20 protein-coding genes are annotated in these 17,441 nt (G+C 57.4%); 13 read left to right on the top strand and 7 right to left on the bottom strand.

All coding sequences use genetic code 11. The annotated features are described in order from the left end of the window. Positions 1-74 precede the first annotated feature (74 nt). Positions 75-575, top strand: a complete 501-nt coding sequence (locus tag AC53L6_RS03960; protein WP_299203240.1) for a L,D-transpeptidase family protein — start codon at positions 75-77, stop codon at positions 573-575. On the opposite strand, the gene dalA is transcribed toward AC53L6_RS03960, so the two are convergent. Then, entirely contained in the window at positions 576-1,220 is a 645-nt protein-coding gene (dalA, locus tag AC53L6_RS03955; protein ID WP_496906872.1) for a divisome-associated lipoprotein DalA, read from the bottom strand. A gap of 171 nt (positions 1,221-1,391) precedes the next feature. Between dalA and AC53L6_RS03950 the strand changes: the two genes are divergently transcribed. Together AC53L6_RS03950 and AC53L6_RS03945 are read left to right on the top strand one after the other, a co-directional pair. Beyond that, positions 1,392-1,985 carry a L,D-transpeptidase gene (locus AC53L6_RS03950; protein WP_496906871.1) on the top strand — a complete coding sequence of 198 codons (594 nt, stop codon included), beginning with the start codon at positions 1,392-1,394 and terminating at the stop codon, positions 1,983-1,985. A 138-nt stretch (positions 1,986-2,123) separates the two neighbouring features. Then, entirely contained in the window at positions 2,124-2,303 is a 180-nt protein-coding gene (locus tag AC53L6_RS03945) for a hypothetical protein (protein WP_299203229.1), read from the top strand. Positions 2,304-2,372: 69 nt separating this feature from the next. Here AC53L6_RS03945 and hemH read toward each other — a convergent pair whose 3' ends face one another. Together hemH and AC53L6_RS03935 are read right to left on the bottom strand one after the other, a co-directional pair. Beyond that, positions 2,373-3,434 carry a ferrochelatase gene (gene hemH / locus AC53L6_RS03940; protein ID WP_496906870.1) on the bottom strand — a complete coding sequence of 354 codons (1,062 nt, stop codon included), beginning with the start codon at positions 3,432-3,434 and terminating at the stop codon, positions 2,373-2,375. Positions 3,435-3,488: 54 nt separating this feature from the next. Then, a complete protein-coding gene (locus AC53L6_RS03935; RefSeq protein ID WP_496906869.1) occupies positions 3,489-4,307 on the bottom strand; it encodes a methyltransferase domain-containing protein in 819 nt (272 codons plus the stop codon). Positions 4,308-4,328: 21 nt separating this feature from the next. Between AC53L6_RS03935 and AC53L6_RS03930 the strand changes: the two genes are divergently transcribed. Genes AC53L6_RS03930 through AC53L6_RS03915 form a run of 4 tightly spaced genes read left to right on the top strand, consistent with a single transcriptional unit; the run spans position 4,329 to position 6,643 of the window. Further along, a complete protein-coding gene (locus AC53L6_RS03930; RefSeq protein ID WP_496906868.1) occupies positions 4,329-5,054 on the top strand; it encodes a ComF family protein in 726 nt (241 codons plus the stop codon). A gap of 41 nt (positions 5,055-5,095) precedes the next feature. Further along, positions 5,096-5,353 (top strand): glutaredoxin 3, encoded by a 258-nt coding sequence (grxC, locus tag AC53L6_RS03925; RefSeq protein WP_496906867.1) that lies wholly within the window; start codon positions 5,096-5,098, stop codon positions 5,351-5,353. Beyond that, on the top strand, positions 5,354-6,184 hold the full coding sequence (locus AC53L6_RS03920; protein ID WP_496906866.1) for a carbon-nitrogen hydrolase family protein: 831 nt from the start codon (positions 5,354-5,356) through the stop codon (positions 6,182-6,184). A gap of 6 nt (positions 6,185-6,190) precedes the next feature. After that, a complete protein-coding gene (locus AC53L6_RS03915; protein ID WP_299700680.1) occupies positions 6,191-6,643 on the top strand; it encodes a MarR family winged helix-turn-helix transcriptional regulator in 453 nt (150 codons plus the stop codon). Here the strand turns inward: AC53L6_RS03915 and ubiG are convergent. After that, positions 6,630-7,376 carry a bifunctional 2-polyprenyl-6-hydroxyphenol methylase/3-demethylubiquinol 3-O-methyltransferase UbiG gene (gene ubiG, locus AC53L6_RS03910; RefSeq protein WP_299746494.1) on the bottom strand — a complete coding sequence of 249 codons (747 nt, stop codon included), beginning with the start codon at positions 7,374-7,376 and terminating at the stop codon, positions 6,630-6,632. The genes AC53L6_RS03915 and ubiG overlap by 14 nt on opposite strands. Positions 7,377-7,425: 49 nt before the next feature. Between ubiG and pip the strand changes: the two genes are divergently transcribed. The 6 genes from pip (at position 7,426) to infB (ending at position 14,626) form a co-directional block, all read left to right on the top strand. Beyond that, positions 7,426-8,397, top strand: coding sequence for a prolyl aminopeptidase (pip, locus tag AC53L6_RS03905; protein ID WP_299203209.1), 972 nt, complete (start codon positions 7,426-7,428; stop codon positions 8,395-8,397). Further along, positions 8,394-9,164 carry an ABC transporter substrate-binding protein gene (locus tag AC53L6_RS03900; protein ID WP_496906865.1) on the top strand — a complete coding sequence of 257 codons (771 nt, stop codon included), beginning with the start codon at positions 8,394-8,396 and terminating at the stop codon, positions 9,162-9,164. The genes pip and AC53L6_RS03900 overlap by 4 nt, the downstream gene beginning before the upstream one ends. A 125-nt stretch (positions 9,165-9,289) precedes the next feature. Next, positions 9,290-9,883 carry a ribosome maturation factor RimP gene (rimP, locus tag AC53L6_RS03895; RefSeq protein WP_299203203.1) on the top strand — a complete coding sequence of 198 codons (594 nt, stop codon included), beginning with the start codon at positions 9,290-9,292 and terminating at the stop codon, positions 9,881-9,883. Next, complete coding sequence (nusA, locus tag AC53L6_RS03890; RefSeq protein ID WP_299203200.1) at positions 9,883-11,502, top strand: transcription termination factor NusA; 1,620 nt, start codon at positions 9,883-9,885, stop codon at positions 11,500-11,502. The genes rimP and nusA overlap by 1 nt, the downstream gene beginning before the upstream one ends. A gap of 22 nt (positions 11,503-11,524) precedes the next feature. Then, a complete protein-coding gene (locus AC53L6_RS03885) occupies positions 11,525-12,145 on the top strand; it encodes an RNA-binding protein (RefSeq protein ID WP_299601145.1) in 621 nt (206 codons plus the stop codon). A 9-nt stretch (positions 12,146-12,154) separates the two neighbouring features. Beyond that, positions 12,155-14,626: a translation initiation factor IF-2 gene (gene infB / locus AC53L6_RS03880; RefSeq protein WP_299203194.1), complete on the top strand. Its 2,472-nt coding sequence runs from the start codon at positions 12,155-12,157 to the stop codon at positions 14,624-14,626. Between the two features lie 321 nt (positions 14,627-14,947). Here the strand turns inward: infB and mutT are convergent, their stop codons facing one another. Genes mutT through AC53L6_RS03865 form a run of 3 tightly spaced genes read right to left on the bottom strand, consistent with a single transcriptional unit; the run spans position 14,948 to position 17,412 of the window. Continuing rightward, complete coding sequence (gene mutT / locus AC53L6_RS03875) at positions 14,948-15,346, bottom strand: 8-oxo-dGTP diphosphatase MutT (RefSeq protein WP_299203190.1); 399 nt, start codon at positions 15,344-15,346, stop codon at positions 14,948-14,950. Next, on the bottom strand, positions 15,343-16,569 hold the full coding sequence (argJ, locus tag AC53L6_RS03870) for a bifunctional glutamate N-acetyltransferase/amino-acid acetyltransferase ArgJ (protein WP_496906864.1): 1,227 nt from the start codon (positions 16,567-16,569) through the stop codon (positions 15,343-15,345). The genes mutT and argJ overlap by 4 nt, the downstream gene beginning before the upstream one ends. Before the next feature lie 3 nt (positions 16,570-16,572). Further along, a complete protein-coding gene (locus AC53L6_RS03865; protein ID WP_496906863.1) occupies positions 16,573-17,412 on the bottom strand; it encodes a foldase protein PrsA in 840 nt (279 codons plus the stop codon). Positions 17,413-17,441: the final 29 nt, after the last annotated feature.

Below are 17,441 nucleotides of genomic sequence, written 5' to 3'. Positions count from 1 at the left end.
TGGCTAGGCGTGCCGACATAAACCGTGGTATTTTTGGCTCAAATACAAAAACGACGCATTGGGACAGGATTTTCATGAAGCGCAGACATCTGATGATGGGCGGGGCCGCAGCTATGACGTTGGGCGCCTGTTCTTCTCGAAGCAAATTCAAAAGCTATAACGGGCCTGACATCACTTACATCGTGGTGAACAAGGAAGCGCGGCGCATGTATCTTTTGAATGATGACAAGGTGCTCAAGGATTATGTGATCGACCTTGGATTTGCACCGATCGGCGACAAGTTCTTTGAAGGCGACGGTCGCACACCCGAGGGTACTTACCTTATTGATCGTCGCAATCCGAACAGCCAGTTTCATTTGTCGCTGGGTATTTCATACCCAAACGCACGGGACCGGGCGGAGGCGGCGGCATTGGGCAAGCCGCCCGGCGGAGATATCTTTATTCACGGTGAGTCCAGCCCACTCAAGCGGCGGCGTAGTGACTGGACATGGGGCTGCATCGCCGTTCCAAACCGCGAGATGGAAGATGTTTACTCCATGGTCCGCAACGGCACGCCGATCCAGATCAACCCGTAGTCAGCTCGCAGGCGTGGTGATAATCACCGCGTCCTCTTCAGTAGAATCCGTGGCTGTTTCTTCGGGATTGGGTGTGGGATCAGGCACAAGGCGGGATGCTGACGGGTTGGCTGTAGGAATCAGAGGTGTGTTGGAAGGGTTGGCCATCACCATGGTCCACCAAATCTTGCCGTTTCTCTCCTGGAACCAGGCGAATCCCATGTCTTGTGCTTGCGGGGAAAGGATCGTCCGGCGCGTGTCCGGCTGTTCCATCCATGCGGCCAGGGTCTCAAGCTCGGTCTCGTATGTTTCCGAGATGTTTTCGCCGATAAGGCTTCCGGTGTAGCCCACGCGCTGCAGGCGATCGATCGGTGATGAACCATCAGACCCAAAGTGCCAGGGGCGATTCTGCAAAGACATATCCCGTGAGTGCGTCGCGGCTGCAGCGTTCAATTGAGGATCAAGCTCAACCGGTGCAGCACCCTGTGCGCTGCGCAATGCATTGACTGAATCCAGCATACGGAACTGGAGCTTGGCCGTATCACCGTTGCGGATACGATAGAGTTGGGGCAGCGCACGTCCATCGTCGCCAAGCGTGGGCGCTTCGGGTGTTGTACAGGCCGCAAGTGTAATAAGAGCGACCAGAAGGACCGAGAAAATTCGCATTGTTCCTGCACATCATCTTTGTTGTTTATAACTCGATAGCGGCTTGAACGTTGCATTACAAACCCACATCGGCGTGATGCTGCGTGATGACATCTGTTTGATTTGCGACTGCGGCTTTCAGGCAATATTCTTCCGCCGATTGGCAGGATTACACCACCGGAGAGACATTCAATGTCCAAGAAATCGTATAATACACCAAGTCGGCGTGCTTTTTTGGCCGGCTCCGCTGCGTTGATTGGCGCGCCTGCGCTGGCACAGAACATTCCCGCTGGCCAGGCATCACGTGACCCGACATTGTCCGCTCGACGCAATGTATCCAGCTTCCGTTCGTTGGACTGGCAGCCTTATTTCGACAACCTGCGCAACGGGGCGATCCTGGTCGATATCGACAGTCGTGCGGTGCATTACTGGAACGCAGAGCAGACAGTCTACAAGCTCTACCCTTCCAGCGTGCCGCTGACTGATGATTTGACCCGTCGCGGTCGTACCCGTGTGATCCTCAAAGATCCAAAGCCGGATTGGCGCCCAACACCGTCCATGAAAAAGCGGAACCCCGAGTGGCCCGACTATATCGGTCCCGGTCCTGAGAACCCGCTTGGTACGCGGTCACTGCACCTGAGTTGGACCTATTACCGGATCCACGGCACCCACGATACACGCAAGATTGGTCGCAAATCTTCGAATGGATGTATTGGTTTGTACAACGAACACATCGAAGAGCTGTACGAAATGGCGAATGTCGGAACTCAAGTGTTGCTAATTTGACGACATTAAGGCGGATCGGCGGCTAAGTCCCTGAAACATGGTTTGCAATCGCCCGGTATTGCTGTTTACAGAGACTCACGAGGTAAGTCTTGGGTGCGTTCCAATGATAATTGTTGGTGCGCGTAACTGGAGGTTAATATGAAAAAACTCGTTCTCGCTGCTGCTCTGACTGCTGCTGCTTCGACCGCATTCGCCGGCGCACCTGCCGAGCCTGTTATCGAAGCTCCCGTGATCGTTGAAGAGACGCAAAGCTCCTCGGGCGGCATCGTTCTGCCCCTGCTGCTTCTGATTCTCGTTGCGGCGGCTGTTTCCGACTAATTGGCGGAATAATATCATTAAAAAGGCGGCTCTAAGTGAGCCGCCTTTTTTTTGTTAAAGGGCGAAAAGCTAGTCCAGCCAGCCGCGCAAGTTTTCTTGGATCACCGTGCTCAATGCATCGATGTGCGCGTCATCATCGTTCAGACACGGAATATACGTAAATCTCTCGCCGCCCGCTTCTTCAAAGCTTTCCTTGATCTCTTCATTGATCTCTTCAAGCGTTTCGATGCAATCAGCTGAGAATGCAGGTGCACATACGGCGATGTTCTTTTTTCCAGCTTCGGCGAGCCGCGCCACTTCTTCTACAGTATATGGTTTTAGCCACTCTTCCGGCCCGAACTTTGACTGAAAGGTCGTTGTAATCTCGGTGTCACCCCAGCCAAGCCGCTCTTTCAACAGGCGAGTCGTTTTCTGGCACTGACAATGATAGGGATCGCCCTCCATCAGGTAGCGCAGTGGCACACCGTGATAGCTGCAGACCAGAATATCCGGACGCGCACCCAGATCGCCATAAGCACGTTCGATGGATTGGGCCAGCGCTTCAATATATTTTGGGTGCTCAAAGTAGGGTTCGACTGTTCGCGTAGTTGGCTGCCACTTTTCCTCCATTAACGCGCGAAAGAACTGGTCGTTTGCGGTGGCTGACGTGGCACCGGCGTAGTGAGGGTATAGTGGGAAGAACAGGATCTTCTGACACCCCGCCTCGACCATCTCGCGCACTTTGGATTTGGTCGACGGATTACCGTAACGCATGCAGAAATCGACCATGACCTGATCGCCGTACTGCGCGTGCATGGCGTCTTTGATCTTGGCAGTCTGGTCCTTGGTGATGGTCATCAAGGGGCTTTCGCCTGCGTCTTCGTTCCAGATCGATTTGTATGCAGCACCTGATGAAAACGGACGCTTGGTCAGGATGATCAATTGCAACAGCGGCTGCCAGATCCACGGGCTGTAGTCGATGACACGCTTGTCCGACAGGAACTCGCCCAGATAGCGGCGCATCGACCAGTAGTCGTAATTGTCTGGCGTCCCAAGGTTGGCCAACAGGATGCCCACGCGCGCTGCCGGAATCGCCGGGTGATCGTCCGCCGCATGGGTTGGGCGGGTCGCAGTTTTGCTGGTATCAAGCATCTGGGTCATATCCTGGTCTGCAATGGGCCTCAGATAAACGGTTTTACTTACAGGTCAATCTGGCAGCGACGTTTCGTCCGTACGAAGTGCATCTGCCAAACGCGCCTGTGCTGATCCGGGACGTAGTGGTTTTTGTTGAGTGTCATCGGGGGCCCATCCGGTAAGAACAATCAACTCGAAGCTTGCTATAATTCCGTCGTCATCCCCGGGAAACGTCGTTGCATAGATGTCCGCAGCACGTTTCAGAATGCGGGGTCGGGGCGGAATGCGTGACCGCGCGCTTAGTGCGTTGTTCTCGCCCATGGCGCGCAAGTCACGCATCAGATGCCACATGGATTGATATTGGACGCGCAGCGGAACGGTATCTGCCACGGGCAAGGCCAATCCAGCCCTTTGCAAGAGTGCGCCAAGGTCGCGCACCTCTGCCATTGGCGCTACGCGTGGGGACAGACCCCCGGTTTCGGCAATCTCGGCCTCGGCAAGGCAAGCTCGCAATTCGTGTAACGTTTGCCCACCCAAAGCCACAGCCAGCAATAACCCATCGGGCCGCAACGCGCGGCGGCATTGAATCAGCTGGCCAACGGGATCATTTGCCCAATGTAAGCCAAGGCTGTGGATCAATAAATCGTGTTCACCCGGTGAGAAGGGCAGCGTCTCGGCTTCCTCCACAACCTGTGCAACGCCTATGCGCCCTTGCCACACGTCTGGAAATGCGGCCACAATTCCGGCTGATGAAAAGGATTTGTTAACCATCGTCACCCGATCCTCAATCTCATCCCGCGCTGCCTCTTGCAGAAACAGGGCAGAGGCATCGGCGCGGGCACGGTTGCGGGTCAAGGCCTGCAAATCGGTCAATGGAGTGGGCTGCGTCATGGCGGCATAGGTAGGACAGGCATGGGGCTTTTACAAACAGCACTCACTGCGATCTATCCCCCGCGTTGTCTGGGGTGCGGAGACATGGTGGACAGTGACTTTGGCCTATGTGGTGTCTGCTGGGGTAAGACCGCCTTTGTGGGCGGCACGGTATGTGACAGTTGCAGTACGCCTTTGCCCGGCTCCGCACAGGACGAGGTGGTGCATTGTGACGCCTGCCTGCGCGCTCCAAAGCCTTGGAAACATGGGCGTGCGGCGCTGATTTACACCGGCATGGGGCGCAAGCTGGTTCTACAACTTAAGCATGGGGATCGACAGGAAATCGCCAAGCCCGCAGCGGGATGGATGCAGCAAGCAGTGGCCGGCATGGCGGCTGACAATGCGCTTATTACGCCGGTGCCCCTTCATTGGATGCGGTTGGTGAAGCGCCGCTATAATCAGTCGGCTCTGATTGCGACACACCTGTCTGCGATGACCGGACATGAGGTTTGTGCCGATCTTCTCGAGCGCCCGCGTCGCACGCCATCCCTAGATGGCAAGACCAAGGCCGAGCGTGCCGATATCCTTGATGACGCGATCAGGGTCACGCCGCGCCGTCGTCACCGTATCGTCAACAGGCCTGTCATACTTGTCGATGACGTCATGACAACGGGTGCAACTCTGGCCGCCTGTGCCGAAGCCTGCCGTGCGGCAGGTGCAACAGAGGTGTGCGTGGCTGTACTGGCGCGGGTTGCGAAAGATGCCTAAATACGCCGCAACCTGATATTTGCGCCAAAAGGACCTGCGCCATGAAAGCTGTCGAAATCTATACGTCGCCCTTGTGTGGCTTTTGCCACGCGGCCAAACGTCTGCTGAACGAAAAAGGTGTGACCTTCTCCGAAGTGAACGTGCTTGCCCAACCGAAGCGTAAGGCTGAGATGATTCAACGCGCCAACGGTGGCCGGACCGTGCCGCAGATCTTTATCGGTGACACCCATGTGGGCGGCTGCGACGACCTCTATGCTCTCGAGCGTGCAGGCAAGCTTGATCCGTTGCTTGCCGCATAAATGAAAACGGCGCTGTTGCAGCTGAATGTATCTGACGATCCGGTGGCGAATCTGCCCCGGACCGTTCAGATGGTGCAGCAGGCCGTCGATATGGGTGCCGAGTTCATCCTGACCCCCGAGGTCACGAACTGCGTCAGCACGAGCCGCACGCATCAGCATGATGTGCTGCACCATCAGGATGATGACCCGACCCTTGCTGCGCTACGTGATCTGGCCAAGCAAAACGATGTACATATTCTGATCGGTTCGCTTGGGCTTAAGAGTGATACAGAAGACAAACGGTTGTTAAACCGTTCCTTCTTGATTTGTCCCCGCGGGGACATCGTCGCGCAGTACGACAAAATTCATATGTTTGACGTCGCGATCAACAATACAGAGACGTTCCAAGAGTCGGCAGGATACCAACCTGGCAACCGTGCTGTATTGGCCAAAGCCGACTGTGGCGCCGTTGGGATGGCCATTTGCTATGATATGCGCTTTCCCAGATTGGCTGACGCTCTGGTTACAGCGGGGGCACAAATTCTGACCTTTCCGGCTGCCTTTTCGCCCGTCACCGGTGCGGCCCATTGGCACAGTTTGCTGCGAGCGCGCGCGATCGAAGGCGGGGCTTGGGTCTTGGCCCCCGCCCAGACAGGCACGCATTCCAGTGCTTTGCACAAGACCCGGGACACCTACGGACACAGTCTGGTTGTCGATCCTTGGGGCGAGGTCGTACTTGACGCAGGCACGGCGCCCGGCATTTATGTCTTTGATCTAGACTTGGAAAAGGTGGCCGAGGCCCGCCGCCGTATCCCCTCGCGGGACAACGCGCGCGCTTTTGAAGGCCCCTGATGGCGCATGAGCACGGAAAAAAACGCACTTGCCATTTCGCTGTTCAGCGAAGTGTTGGCGGCGGACCAGATGGTTCGCAACCGCCTCAGCCGCGTGTTGCCCAAGGGGATGGAGATTTCCCATTTTTCGGTTCTGAACCACCTGGCCTGGCACGAAGGTGAGCGCAGCCCGGCGCAACTGGCCGAAACATTCAATGTCACCCGCGGGGCCATGACCAACACGCTGAGCCGTTTGGAATGGTCCGGTTACATCCATATCCGCCCCGACTGGGACGATGCCCGCCGCAAGATGATCGCCATCAGCCCTGCCGGTCGGCGCGCCCGTGATCAAGCGTTGAGCGCGATCGCCCCCATGGTGGGCGATGTGATCGACAAGCTGGGCGAGGACAGCGTGCGTGCAACGTTGCCGATCCTGCGCCAACTGCGCGAGCAGATGTCCAATAAACCTAAGCCGGATTGATGCTGGCCGTGACGTAGTTCACGCTCAGATCTGTGTCCGACAGTTTCCAACCCCATGTCAGTGGATTGAAGATGAACCCCTTGCGATCCACCGGGTCCAGGCCCGCATTCCGCATCAAATCAAAGAGTTCGTCCGGGGTGATGAACTTGTTCCATTCATGTGTGCCCTTCGGCAGCCAGCGCATCACATGTTCAGCCCCGATAATGGCCATGAGATAGGATTTGGGATTCCGGTTGATTGTCGAACAGATATGCAACCCACCTGGCTTCAGAAGTTGGCGACAGGCGGTCAGGTAGCTGAGGGGGTCGGCCACATGTTCTACGACCTCCATGTTCAAAACGACGTCGAACTGCTCACCAGCGGCTGCCATATCCTCGGCCGTGGTGTGGCGATAGTCGATGGTCAGGCCAGACTGTTCGGCATGAACCTGTGCCACGGGGATGTTGCGCTCTGCCGCATCCGCGCCCACGACCTCTGCCCCCAAACGTGCCATGGGTTCGGACAACAGCCCGCCACCACATCCAATATCTAGAATGCGCAGCCCTTCGAATGCCTTTGGTCCGGTCAGATCCCGATCAAACTCCGCAGCAATTTGTGTCGTGATGTAATCCAACCGGCACGGGTTCAGCATATGCAGCGGCTTGAATTTCCCGTTCGGGTCCCACCATTCCGCTGCCATCGCCTCGAATTTTGCGATTTCCGAGGGGTCAACGGTGGTTTGATGCGTTTGCATTTGCGTCTCCGTATGCTCATGTGGCTCTCAAGCCCTATGTAGGTCAGTAATGGACAAACACAGCGATCAAAAGCGCGCGGTACAATATCTGTACCCGCCTATGGACCCCTACGACCAACGGATGTTCGAAGTTGGGCAGGGGCACCGGATTTATGTCGAGCAATGCGGCAATCCAAATGGTGTGCCTGTCGTCGTTCTGCATGGCGGCCCCGGTGGCGGGTGCAGTCCGGCGATGCGGCGGTACTTCGACCCGGAACACTACCGGATTATCCTGTTTGATCAGCGTGGATGTGGACGGTCCCGTCCGCACGCTTCGGTGATGAACAATACGACGTGGCATCTGGTTGATGACATCGAAATGATTCGCAAGACGCTGGACATAGACGCCTGGATTGTCTTTGGCGGCAGTTGGGGTGCAACCCTGGCCCTGATCTATGCCGAAGCGCACCCGTCGCGCGTCCGCAACCTGGTTCTGCGAGGCGTGTTTCTGATGACGCAGGCTGAGCTGGACTGGTTTTATGGCGGCGGGGCAGGCAAGTTCTGGCCCGAGGTCTGGGCCAGGTTTGAAGGGCTGATCCCTGAAGACGAACGGGGCGATCTGATTGGGGCCTACCACCGGCGGCTGTTTTCCGGCGATGTCGCGCTTGAAACGCGCTTTGCCCGCGCATGGTCGGCTTGGGAGAACGCGCTGGCGTCGATCCATTCCTCCGGGTCGGGGGCTGAAGCCCCCGGGGACTATGCACGCGCCTTTGCACGGCTTGAGAATCATTACTTCACCAATGCCGGTTTCCTGGAGTTTGACGGTCAAATCCTCGCCCATGCGGGTCGGATCAAGCATATTCCCGGCACAATTGTGCAAGGCCGCTATGATATGATCTGCCCCCCGGATAGCGCTTATGCGCTGTCGCAGGCGTGGCCGATGGGTGAGCTGAAAATGGTCCGCAATGCCGGTCATGCCTTGTCTGAACCGGGAATTTCGGCTGAACTGGTGCGCACCATGGACAGGATTGCAGGAAAATGACTCGGATCGACCGCCGCGCGCTCTTTGCATCAGGTGCTGCCGCAGCCTTGCTGGCGGCAACCGGTGCGTCTGCGTTGCCGCGTCGGGGCGGGCGGTTGCGGGCGGCCTTGTCGCCTGACTTGTTCGATCAGGCTGTCACGGCGACCTTGTTCGACAACCTGACCGAGATTGCAGCCGATGGGACCCTGCGCGGTGAGTTGGCGACAGACTGGTCGTCTGATGCAGATGCCCGCGTTTGGCGGTTCGGCCTGCGTGAAGGTGTAACATTCCACGATGGCACTGCCTTTGATGCGTCCGCTGTGTCGGGTTTGATCTGGAATATTGAGGTGTTGGACCCGCTGACCCTTCAGATCACTTTGGACGCGCCCAACCCGAGCCTACCTTACCTGCTGGCGCAGCCGGGGTTCGAGGTGCGTGGCGCCACGGGAACTGGAATGTACGAAGTCCAGAAACTTGATGAGGGCCGCCATTTCATTGGCACTCGGGTGAGAAACCACTGGAAGCAGAATGCGGGTTGGTTCGACAGCGTGGAGTTCGTTCAATTCAGCGCTGACAAGGTGCGCGGCGAAGCGCTGCGGGATGGGCTGGTTGATGTGGCGGATGTGGTTGTTTTGGATGACTACGCAGACCCCCGTGATTTCCAGACATTGCCCAATGCACATGTCGCGACACACATCGCCAGTCGATCGGTTACAGTACCCGTGACGGTCGGAAAATCCTGGCCGCTGGACAACCTGCGTATGGCCGAGCGGTGGTGGATGACCTGAGGGGCTTGCAGACTCACCCCCTCATGCGTATATGCCTTTCATCAGCGGCGCGCTGGGGTCCAAACCCAACGCTCCACCGGGAAACATCAACGGGCCGCGCGCCCGTTTTTTTGTGCTTGGACACTATGACCAACGACCTGATCGCCAAAGCAGCCATCGACCGCAGATTGGCCGAGATCATCACTCCGGTGATCGAGGATCTGGGGTATGAATTGGTGCGCATTCGGCTGATGAGCGGCAAGGAAACGACGTTGCAGATCATGGCCGACAAGCCCGATGGCGGTATTGAGGTCGACGATTGCGGTGCGATCTCTACTGCGGTCAGCGCGACACTGGATGTCGAGGATCCTATATTGGATGCCTACACGCTCGAAGTGTCGTCACCCGGTATTGACCGCCCGCTGACGCGTCTCAAGGACTTCGACATGTTCGAAGGCTACGACGCGAAACTGGAAACAGACGAGCTGATCGACGGACGCCGCCGCTTCAAGGGTGTGCTGGCAGGTGTCGAGGATGACGAGGTGCTGATCAACGTCCCGGGTGGCGGCAACGGCGAAGAGATCACCATCGGCCTCAAGTTCGATTGGTTGAGCGATGCCAAGCTGGTCCTGACGGACGAGCTGATCAAGGAAATGCTGCGCCAGCGCAAAGCTGCGGGCGTGTTGAACGAAGACAATTTTGACGAGATTCAGACCGAAGGGTCAGAGGAGGAAAGCTGATGGCCATTACATCTGCAAACCAGCTTGAGCTGCTGCAAACCGCAGAAGCTGTTGCGCGCGAAAAGATGATCGACCCAGGTTTGGTGGTCGAGGCGATGGAAGAATCGCTCGCCCGCGCCGCCAAGTCCCGCTACGGCGCCGAGATGGACATTCGTGTGTCGATCGACCGCAAGACGGGTAAAGCGACCTTCACCCGCGTCCGCACCGTGGTCGAGGAAGAAGAGCTGGAAAACTACCAGGCTGAGTTCACCATTGAGCAAGCGAAGCAATATATGGAAAACCCCGCCGTCGGTGATACCTTTGTCGAGGAAGTCCCCCCGGTCGAGATGGGCCGCATCGCCGCGCAATCTGCCAAGCAGGTGATCCTGCAAAAGGTGCGTGAAGCCGAGCGTGACCGTCAGTTCGAAGAATTCAAGGATCGTGCGGGCACCATCATCAACGCGCTGGTCAAGCGCGAGGAATACGGCAACGTCATCGTGGACGTGGGTGCTGGCGAAGCCATCCTGCGTCGCAACGAAAAGATTGGCCGCGAATCATACCGCCCCAATGATCGTATCCGCTGCTACATCAAGGATGTGCGCCGCGAGCAGCGCGGCCCGCAGATTTTCCTGAGCCGCACAGCGCCCGAGTTCATGGCCGAGCTGTTCAAGATGGAAGTGCCAGAGATTTATGACGGCATCATCGAGATCAAGGCCGTAGCCCGCGACCCCGGTTCGCGCGCGAAGATCGCTGTCATTTCCTATGATAACTCTATCGACCCTGTCGGTGCCTGCGTTGGTATGCGCGGCTCTCGCGTGCAGGCCGTTGTGAACGAGCTGCAAGGCGAAAAGATCGACATCATTCCATGGAATGAGGATCAACCCACGTTCCTCGTGAACGCATTGCAACCCGCGGAGGTGAGCAAGGTGGTTCTGGATGAAGAAGCCGGTAAGATCGAAGTTGTTGTGCCCGAAGAGCAGCTTTCGCTGGCCATCGGTCGTCGCGGTCAAAACGTGCGTCTGGCGAGCCAACTGACCAACCTTGACATCGACATCATGACCGAGGCCGAGGAATCGGCGCGCCGTCAGGCCGAATTCGAACAGCGCACCAAGCTATTCATGGACAATCTGGATCTGGACGAGTTCTTTGCTCAGCTTTTGGTCTCCGAAGGGTTCACCAACCTCGAAGAGGTGGCTTACGTCGAACTGGATGAACTGCTGGTCATCGACGGTGTGGACGAAGGCACCGCTCAAGAACTGCAGGCCCGCGCCCGTGACGTTCTGGAAGCGCAAGCCAAGGCGGCGCTGGACAACGCACGCAGCATGGGTGCCGAGGACAGCCTTATTGAATTCGATGGGCTTACACCCCAAATGGTAGAGGCGCTCGCCAAAGACGACGTCAAAACCCTCGAAGATTTTGCAACATGCGCAGACTGGGAACTGGCCGGTGGCTGGACAACCGTCGATGGCGAACGTCACAAGGACGATGGTGTTCTGGAACCTTTCGATATGTCTTTGGAAGAGGCACAGCAATTGGTCATGACGGCGCGTATCCTTCTGGGCTGGGTCGACCCCGCTGAATTGGAAGCTGAAGCAGCGGAAGAAGACGGCGAAGAACTGACCGAGGAGGCCGAGGCCTGATCTCAGGCCTCGGGTGAGCCTGATGGGTCGCGGTGGCGTCTCAAAGGATCGGTCGGATGGACCGGAGCGCAAGTGCATTGCCACGGGCGAGGTGCAACCCAAGTACGGGTTGATCCGCTTTGTCGTGGGTCCGGATGCACAGATCGTGCCGGACATTGCGGGCAAGTTGCCCGGTCGTGGTATCTATGTCGCCGCGGATCGGTCGGCCTTGGACAAGGCTGTTAAGAAGAAATTGTTTGCGCGGGGCGCTAAGCAACCCGTGCAGGTGCAAGACGATCTGGTCGACGAGGTCGAGCGGCAGTTGGCGCGGCGTGTGGTCGATTTGATCGCATTGTCCCGCAAAGGCGGACGCGCCGTAGCAGGCTATGAAAAAGTCAAGAATATGCTCCAGATAGAAGAGGCGCATGTTCTGATCCAGGCGGTTGATGGTTCGGGCCGTGGCAAGTCCAAGTTGAGTACGCCGCATTTCGGAACGTATATTGGCTGGCTGACGGCAGATGAGTTGGGTTTGGCCTTTGGCCGTCAAACTGTGATACATGGGGCGCTCGCCTCTGGTGGACTCACGCAACGTGTTGTAGAGGAAGCCAACCGTTTACGCGGCGTGCGCGAATATGACGGCGGCAAGGGCCGCCGGGAAGGATAGACGAGCTTTATGAGCGATACTGACGGGAAGAAGACTTTGGGTCTGCGCAGCGGCGCGCGTCCGGGCAATGTGAAACAGAGTTTCAGCCACGGGCGGACCAAGAATGTCGTCGTCGAAACCAAACGCAAGCGCGTTGTGGTGCCCAAGCCGGGTGCCGCAAAGCCTGCTGGCGCTGGTGGTGGTTCTGCTGGTGATCCAAGCCGTCGCCCTGCTGGTATTTCTGATGCCGAGATGGAGCGCCGCCTGAAGGCCGTGCAAGCCGCCAAGGCACGCGAGGTCGAAGAGACCGCAAAACGCGAAGCCGAGGAAAAGGCCCGCGAGGCTGAACGCGAGCGTCGCCGCGCCGAAGCGGAAGCCAAGGAACAGGCCGAACGCGAGCGTGAGCAAGCCTTGAAGGCCAAGGAAGAAGAAGAGAAGCGCAAAGCGGCCGAAGCGGCAGCTGCTGCGCAGGCTGCTGCTGCGGCCCCGACCGAGGCGCCGAAGCCGGCGCAGCGGCAAGCTCAACCCGCATCCACGCCGCGCAAGACAGACCGTGATCGTGACCAGCGTCCCAACAACCGGGGACGCGGTGATGATGGTGGACGCCGCTCTGGCAAGCTGACTCTGAACCAAGCCCTGTCGGGCGATGGTGGTCGCCAGCGCTCCATGGCAGCTATGAAGCGCAAGCAGGAACGCGCCCGGCAGAAAGCAATGGGTGGTTCGGTTGAGCGTGAAAAGGTCATGCGCACTGTGAACCTGCCAGAAGCCATTGTCGTTTCGGAACTGGCAAACCGTATGGCCGAACGCGTAGGCGACGTGGTCAAGGCGTTGATGAACAACGGCATGATGGTCACGCAGAACCAGACCATTGACGCTGATACCGCAGAGCTGATCATCGAAGAGTTCGGCCACAAGGTACAACGTGTGTCTGATGCCGACGTCGAAGACGTGATCAAGGAAATAGAGGATAGCGACGAGGATCTGGAAGGTCGTCCGCCGGTCATCACTATCATGGGCCACGTTGACCACGGTAAAACCTCGCTTCTGGACGCAATCCGCGATGCCAAGGTTGTTGCTGGCGAAGCCGGTGGCATTACCCAGCATATCGGTGCCTATCAGGTGAAAACCGATGGCGGCGCGGTGCTGTCCTTCTTGGATACACCCGGTCACGCGGCCTTCACGTCGATGCGGTCGCGCGGTGCACAGGTCACCGATATCGTGGTTCTGGTGGTTGCGGCGGATGACGCCGTGATGCCGCAGACCATTGAGGCCATCAACCACGCCAAAGCCGCCGAAGTGCCGATGATCGTGGCAATCAACAAATGCGACAAGCCCGAGGCGAACCCGGACAAAGTGCGTACTGACTTGCTGCAGCACGAAGTCATCGTCGAGAAGATGTCGGGTGAGGTACAGGATGTTGAAGTGTCCGCCATCACCGGTCAGGGACTTGACGAGTTGCTGGAGGCCATCGCGCTTCAGGCCGAGATCCTCGAACTGAAAGCTAACCCTGATCGTGCCGCCCAAGGTGCGGTGATCGAGGCGCAGCTTGATGTTGGCCGCGGTCCAGTGGCCACCGTTCTGATTCAGACAGGTACGCTGCGTCAGGGTGATATTTTTGTTGTGGGTGAGCAGTACGGTAAGGTCCGTGCGCTGATCAACGACAAGGGCGAGCGCGTGAAAGAGGCGGGCCCGTCGGTGCCGGTCGAGGTTCTGGGCCTGAACGGCACGCCCGAGGCAGGCGACGTTCTAAACGTGACAGAGACTGAAGCGCAGGCGCGCGAAATCGCCGAATATCGTGAGAAAGCGGCCAAGGACAAACGCGCGGCGGCTGGTGCGGCGACGACCCTCGAACAGCTGATGGCGAATGCCAAGGCGGATGAGAATGTCAGCGAATTGCCAATCCTTGTCAAAGCGGACGTACAAGGGTCTGCCGAGGCCATTGTTCAGGCGATGGAAAAGATCGGCAACGACGAGGTGCGCGTGCGCGTATTGCACTCGGGTGTTGGCGCCATCACCGAAACCGACGTTGGTTTGGCCGAGGCGTCTGGTGCACCGATCATGGGCTTCAACGTGCGTGCAAACGCATCGGCCCGGAACACGGCAAACCAGAAGGGTGTCGAAATTCGCTACTACTCGGTCATCTATGATCTTGTGGATGATGTGAAAGCTGCTGCATCTGGTCTGCTGAGTGCCGAGATCCGTGAAAACTTCATCGGATATGCCGAGATCAAGGAAGTCTTCAAGGTGTCTGGTGTCGGGAAGGTCGCGGGTTGTCTGGTCACCGAAGGTGTGGCGCGTCGGTCCGCAGGTGTACGTTTGCTGCGCGACAACGTGGTTATCCACGAAGGTACGTTGAAGACGCTGAAGCGCTTCAAGGATGAAGTGGCCGAGGTTCAGTCGGGTCAGGAATGCGGTATGGCGTTCGAAAACTACGACGATATCCGCCCACAAGATGTGATCGAGATCTTCGAACGGGAAGAGATCACGCGGACGCTCGAGTAAGCACCCTGCAATTGGAAATGAAAAAGGGGACGGTGCAAAACACCGTCCCCTTTTTCATATTGTCGCGTTAGGCAGCTTGCGAAACGGGAGTTCCAGAATAGTGAGCCCCGTCAACTCTGACAGTCACTCGTCCATCCGGAAGGGTTCTGACATAGATCCCCTGAATAAGAATGGCGCTGCCCATAGCAATCGTGCGTAGCATGACTTTCCTCCCCAAAAAGAAAGTTATGCTTCAACTATAAGTACGAAGGTTAATAAGTCATCAACAATGTTACAAAACCGTCACTTTTTTTGACAGTTTAAGAATATTGTTACCCGATGTTACAGCCAATCTCGGAGAACGGGGATCAGGGGCAGGTCGGCTGCGGGCATAGGATAGTCCCGCAAGTCCTTCGGACGGACCCACTTTAATGCCTGCCCTTCCTGCGATTTCGGCGTGCCGTCCCATTTTCTGCAGGCAAAGAGTGGCATCAATAGATGAAAATCATCATAGCTGTGGCTTGCGAAAGTGAGGGGGGCCAAGCACGATTGCCAGGTATCAATCCCCAATTCTTCCTGCAATTCGCGGATCAGGGCTGCTTCGGGTGTTTCCCCGACCTCGACCTTGCCCCCCGGGAACTCCCACAACCCGGCCATGGATTTTCCTTCAGGGCGCTGCGCGATCAACACGCGACCGTCCACGTCGATCAACGCGACGGCAGAAACAAGAACTGTTTTCACGACCGATAATCCGCGTTGATGTCAATGTATCCGTGGGTCAAATCGCAGGTCCAAACGGTAGCTTTTCCTGACCCCATGCCGCAATCGACGCTAATGCGGATGTGATCACCCTTCATATGCGCTGCGGCATCTTCTTCGCGATAAGTCGCACTGACCCAACCATTCTCTGCAACCAGAATATCCCCGAACCAGATCGACAGCGTATCACGATCCGCAGGTGCACCGGATTTGCCAACGGCCATGACGACGCGGCCCCAGTTGGGATCTTCTCCGGCGATGGCTGTTTTAACGAGCGGAGAGTTGGCGATGGACAGGCCATGGGTTTTGGCCGCTGCCTTATCCGTGCATCCAGTCACTTCAATTTCCACGAACTTCGTCGCCCCTTCGCCATCGCGGACAACCTGGTGTGCCAAGTCCAACATGACCGCATGGAGCGCGTGCGCGAAGTCTGCATTTCCGGCAACATCCACACCACTGACCCCTGTTGCAGCAACAAGCAGGCTGTCCGAGGTTGAGGTGTCGCTGTCTACTGTGATGCAATTGAAGGTTTGATCAGAGGTTTCGCTTACCAAGCCTTGCAACTCATCCTGCCCAATCTTCGCATCTGTAAAGATGTACACCAGCATGGTGGCCATATCTGGCGCAATCATGCCGCTGCCCTTGGCGATGCCAGCGATCTTCACGGATTTCCCATCGATGGTTACCGTTTGGGTGGCGCCCTTAGGGTACGTGTCCGTCGTCATGATGGCCGCAGCGGCATCCCCAATCGCGGCCGATGACTGGCTATCCACCAAATCCGCCAGATGTGCCGTGATCCTGTCGTATGGCAATGGCTCGCCAATGACCCCTGTGGATGCTGTAAAGATACGGCTTTCCGGCAGGTCTGCAGCGTCCGCGGTTGCACCAACCAAGGTTGCCACGGCGTCCGTTCCATTTCTGCCCGTAAAGGCGTTGGCATTCCCGGCGTTCACAAGAATGGCCGCGCCCGTATCACTGGAGTGTCCCAGCTTTGCCTGACAATCCAGAACCGGTGCGGCGCGTGTCGATGATTTTGTGAACATACCTGCAATCGTCGTTCCCGGAGCGCATATGGCAAGCATAACATCCAAGCGTCCGGAGTAACGCACCCCCGCAGCTGCTGCTGCGAAGGTCAGTCCGTCAATGGGTGGCATGTCGGGGAAATGATCGGGTGCCAGAGGCGATCGCGGCAGTGCGCCAGCCATATGTTATTCCACCAGCGTCAAGTCGGACAGCACCGATGGATCGACTTCGGCAGCACCTGATTGATCGATCTGCGCACCGGCAGTCAGTTCCGCAACGTAGGTTTCGACGGTGGTACCGCGCACTTCCTCGGTCAATTCTTCGCGCACCTCATCCAACGCTGGGGCTTCCGGGGTGCGGGTTTCGTTCAGGATGATCACATGCCAGCCGAACTGAGTTTGCACGGGGTCCGATACTTCGCCCACTTCAAGCGCGATGACAGCCGTTTCAAAGCTGGGCACCATGGCGCCACTGCCGAACCAGCCAAGCTCACCACCGTTCGGGCCTGACGGACCAGTCGATTTCTCCCGAGCGGTCGCGGCAAAATCGGCACCGCCTTCAATCTCTGCTTTGATCGCCTTCGCCTCTTCCTCGGTTTCCACAAGGATGTGCGAGGCGTTGTATTCTTCCTGCGGCGTTACGCCTTCGTACTTGGCGTCATAGGCGGACTGGATCGCTTCGTCCGTCAGCTTCTCTTGAAACAGGCTTTCCAGTTCTTCGCCCGCCGTCAAGGAACGTGTCTCATTTTCGATCTGCAGTTCGGTGCGTTTCGGCAATTCGCCATCAAATGCTTGCGACAGCAGGGTCTGGTTGATCAGCTGTTCAAGGATGCCATTGAACAGCACGTCGTTGGGCAGTTGTTGGAATTGTTGCGGCAAAGATGCGCGTGCCACGATCATGTGACCGATGGTGATATCAGTGCCATTTACAGTCGCCACAACCGTGTCTGCATCCTGTGCAGCGGCAGGCAACGCCATAGCGGCGACCAGACCAAGCGCTGGCAGGGAAAGGAAACGTTTTTTCATGGAACAGTCCTTGGGCTTCGGCGCCCCAC

This window comes from Tateyamaria sp. LSS28 (genome assembly GCF_059611725.1).
This window is presented reverse-complemented; position numbering and strand designations above follow the sequence as displayed.

Excerpts from the sequence above, each read along its gene's own strand:
- AC53L6_RS03960 (WP_299203240.1), top strand. The coding sequence starts at position 75 with ATGAAGCGCAGACATCTGATGATGGGCGGGGCCGCAGCTATGACGTTG.
- dalA (WP_496906872.1), bottom strand. The coding sequence starts at position 1,220 with ATGCGAATTTTCTCGGTCCTTCTGGTCGCTCTTATTACACTTGCGGCC.
- AC53L6_RS03950 (WP_496906871.1), top strand. The coding sequence starts at position 1,392 with ATGTCCAAGAAATCGTATAATACACCAAGTCGGCGTGCTTTTTTGGCC.
- AC53L6_RS03945 (WP_299203229.1), top strand. The coding sequence starts at position 2,124 with ATGAAAAAACTCGTTCTCGCTGCTGCTCTGACTGCTGCTGCTTCGACC.
- hemH (WP_496906870.1), bottom strand. The coding sequence starts at position 3,434 with ATGCTTGATACCAGCAAAACTGCGACCCGCCCAACCCATGCGGCGGAC.
- AC53L6_RS03935 (WP_496906869.1), bottom strand. The coding sequence starts at position 4,307 with ATGACGCAGCCCACTCCATTGACCGATTTGCAGGCCTTGACCCGCAAC.
- AC53L6_RS03930 (WP_496906868.1), top strand. The coding sequence starts at position 4,329 with ATGGGGCTTTTACAAACAGCACTCACTGCGATCTATCCCCCGCGTTGT.
- grxC (WP_496906867.1), top strand. The coding sequence starts at position 5,096 with ATGAAAGCTGTCGAAATCTATACGTCGCCCTTGTGTGGCTTTTGCCAC.
- AC53L6_RS03920 (WP_496906866.1), top strand. The coding sequence starts at position 5,354 with ATGAAAACGGCGCTGTTGCAGCTGAATGTATCTGACGATCCGGTGGCG.
- AC53L6_RS03915 (WP_299700680.1), top strand. The coding sequence starts at position 6,191 with ATGAGCACGGAAAAAAACGCACTTGCCATTTCGCTGTTCAGCGAAGTG.
- ubiG (WP_299746494.1), bottom strand. The coding sequence starts at position 7,376 with ATGCAAACGCATCAAACCACCGTTGACCCCTCGGAAATCGCAAAATTC.
- pip (WP_299203209.1), top strand. The coding sequence starts at position 7,426 with ATGGACAAACACAGCGATCAAAAGCGCGCGGTACAATATCTGTACCCG.
- AC53L6_RS03900 (WP_496906865.1), top strand. The coding sequence starts at position 8,394 with ATGACTCGGATCGACCGCCGCGCGCTCTTTGCATCAGGTGCTGCCGCA.
- rimP (WP_299203203.1), top strand. The coding sequence starts at position 9,290 with ATGACCAACGACCTGATCGCCAAAGCAGCCATCGACCGCAGATTGGCC.
- nusA (WP_299203200.1), top strand. The coding sequence starts at position 9,883 with ATGGCCATTACATCTGCAAACCAGCTTGAGCTGCTGCAAACCGCAGAA.
- AC53L6_RS03885 (WP_299601145.1), top strand. The coding sequence starts at position 11,525 with ATGGGTCGCGGTGGCGTCTCAAAGGATCGGTCGGATGGACCGGAGCGC.
- infB (WP_299203194.1), top strand. The coding sequence starts at position 12,155 with ATGAGCGATACTGACGGGAAGAAGACTTTGGGTCTGCGCAGCGGCGCG.
- argJ (WP_496906864.1), bottom strand. The coding sequence starts at position 16,569 with ATGGCTGGCGCACTGCCGCGATCGCCTCTGGCACCCGATCATTTCCCC.
- AC53L6_RS03865 (WP_496906863.1), bottom strand. The coding sequence starts at position 17,412 with ATGAAAAAACGTTTCCTTTCCCTGCCAGCGCTTGGTCTGGTCGCCGCT.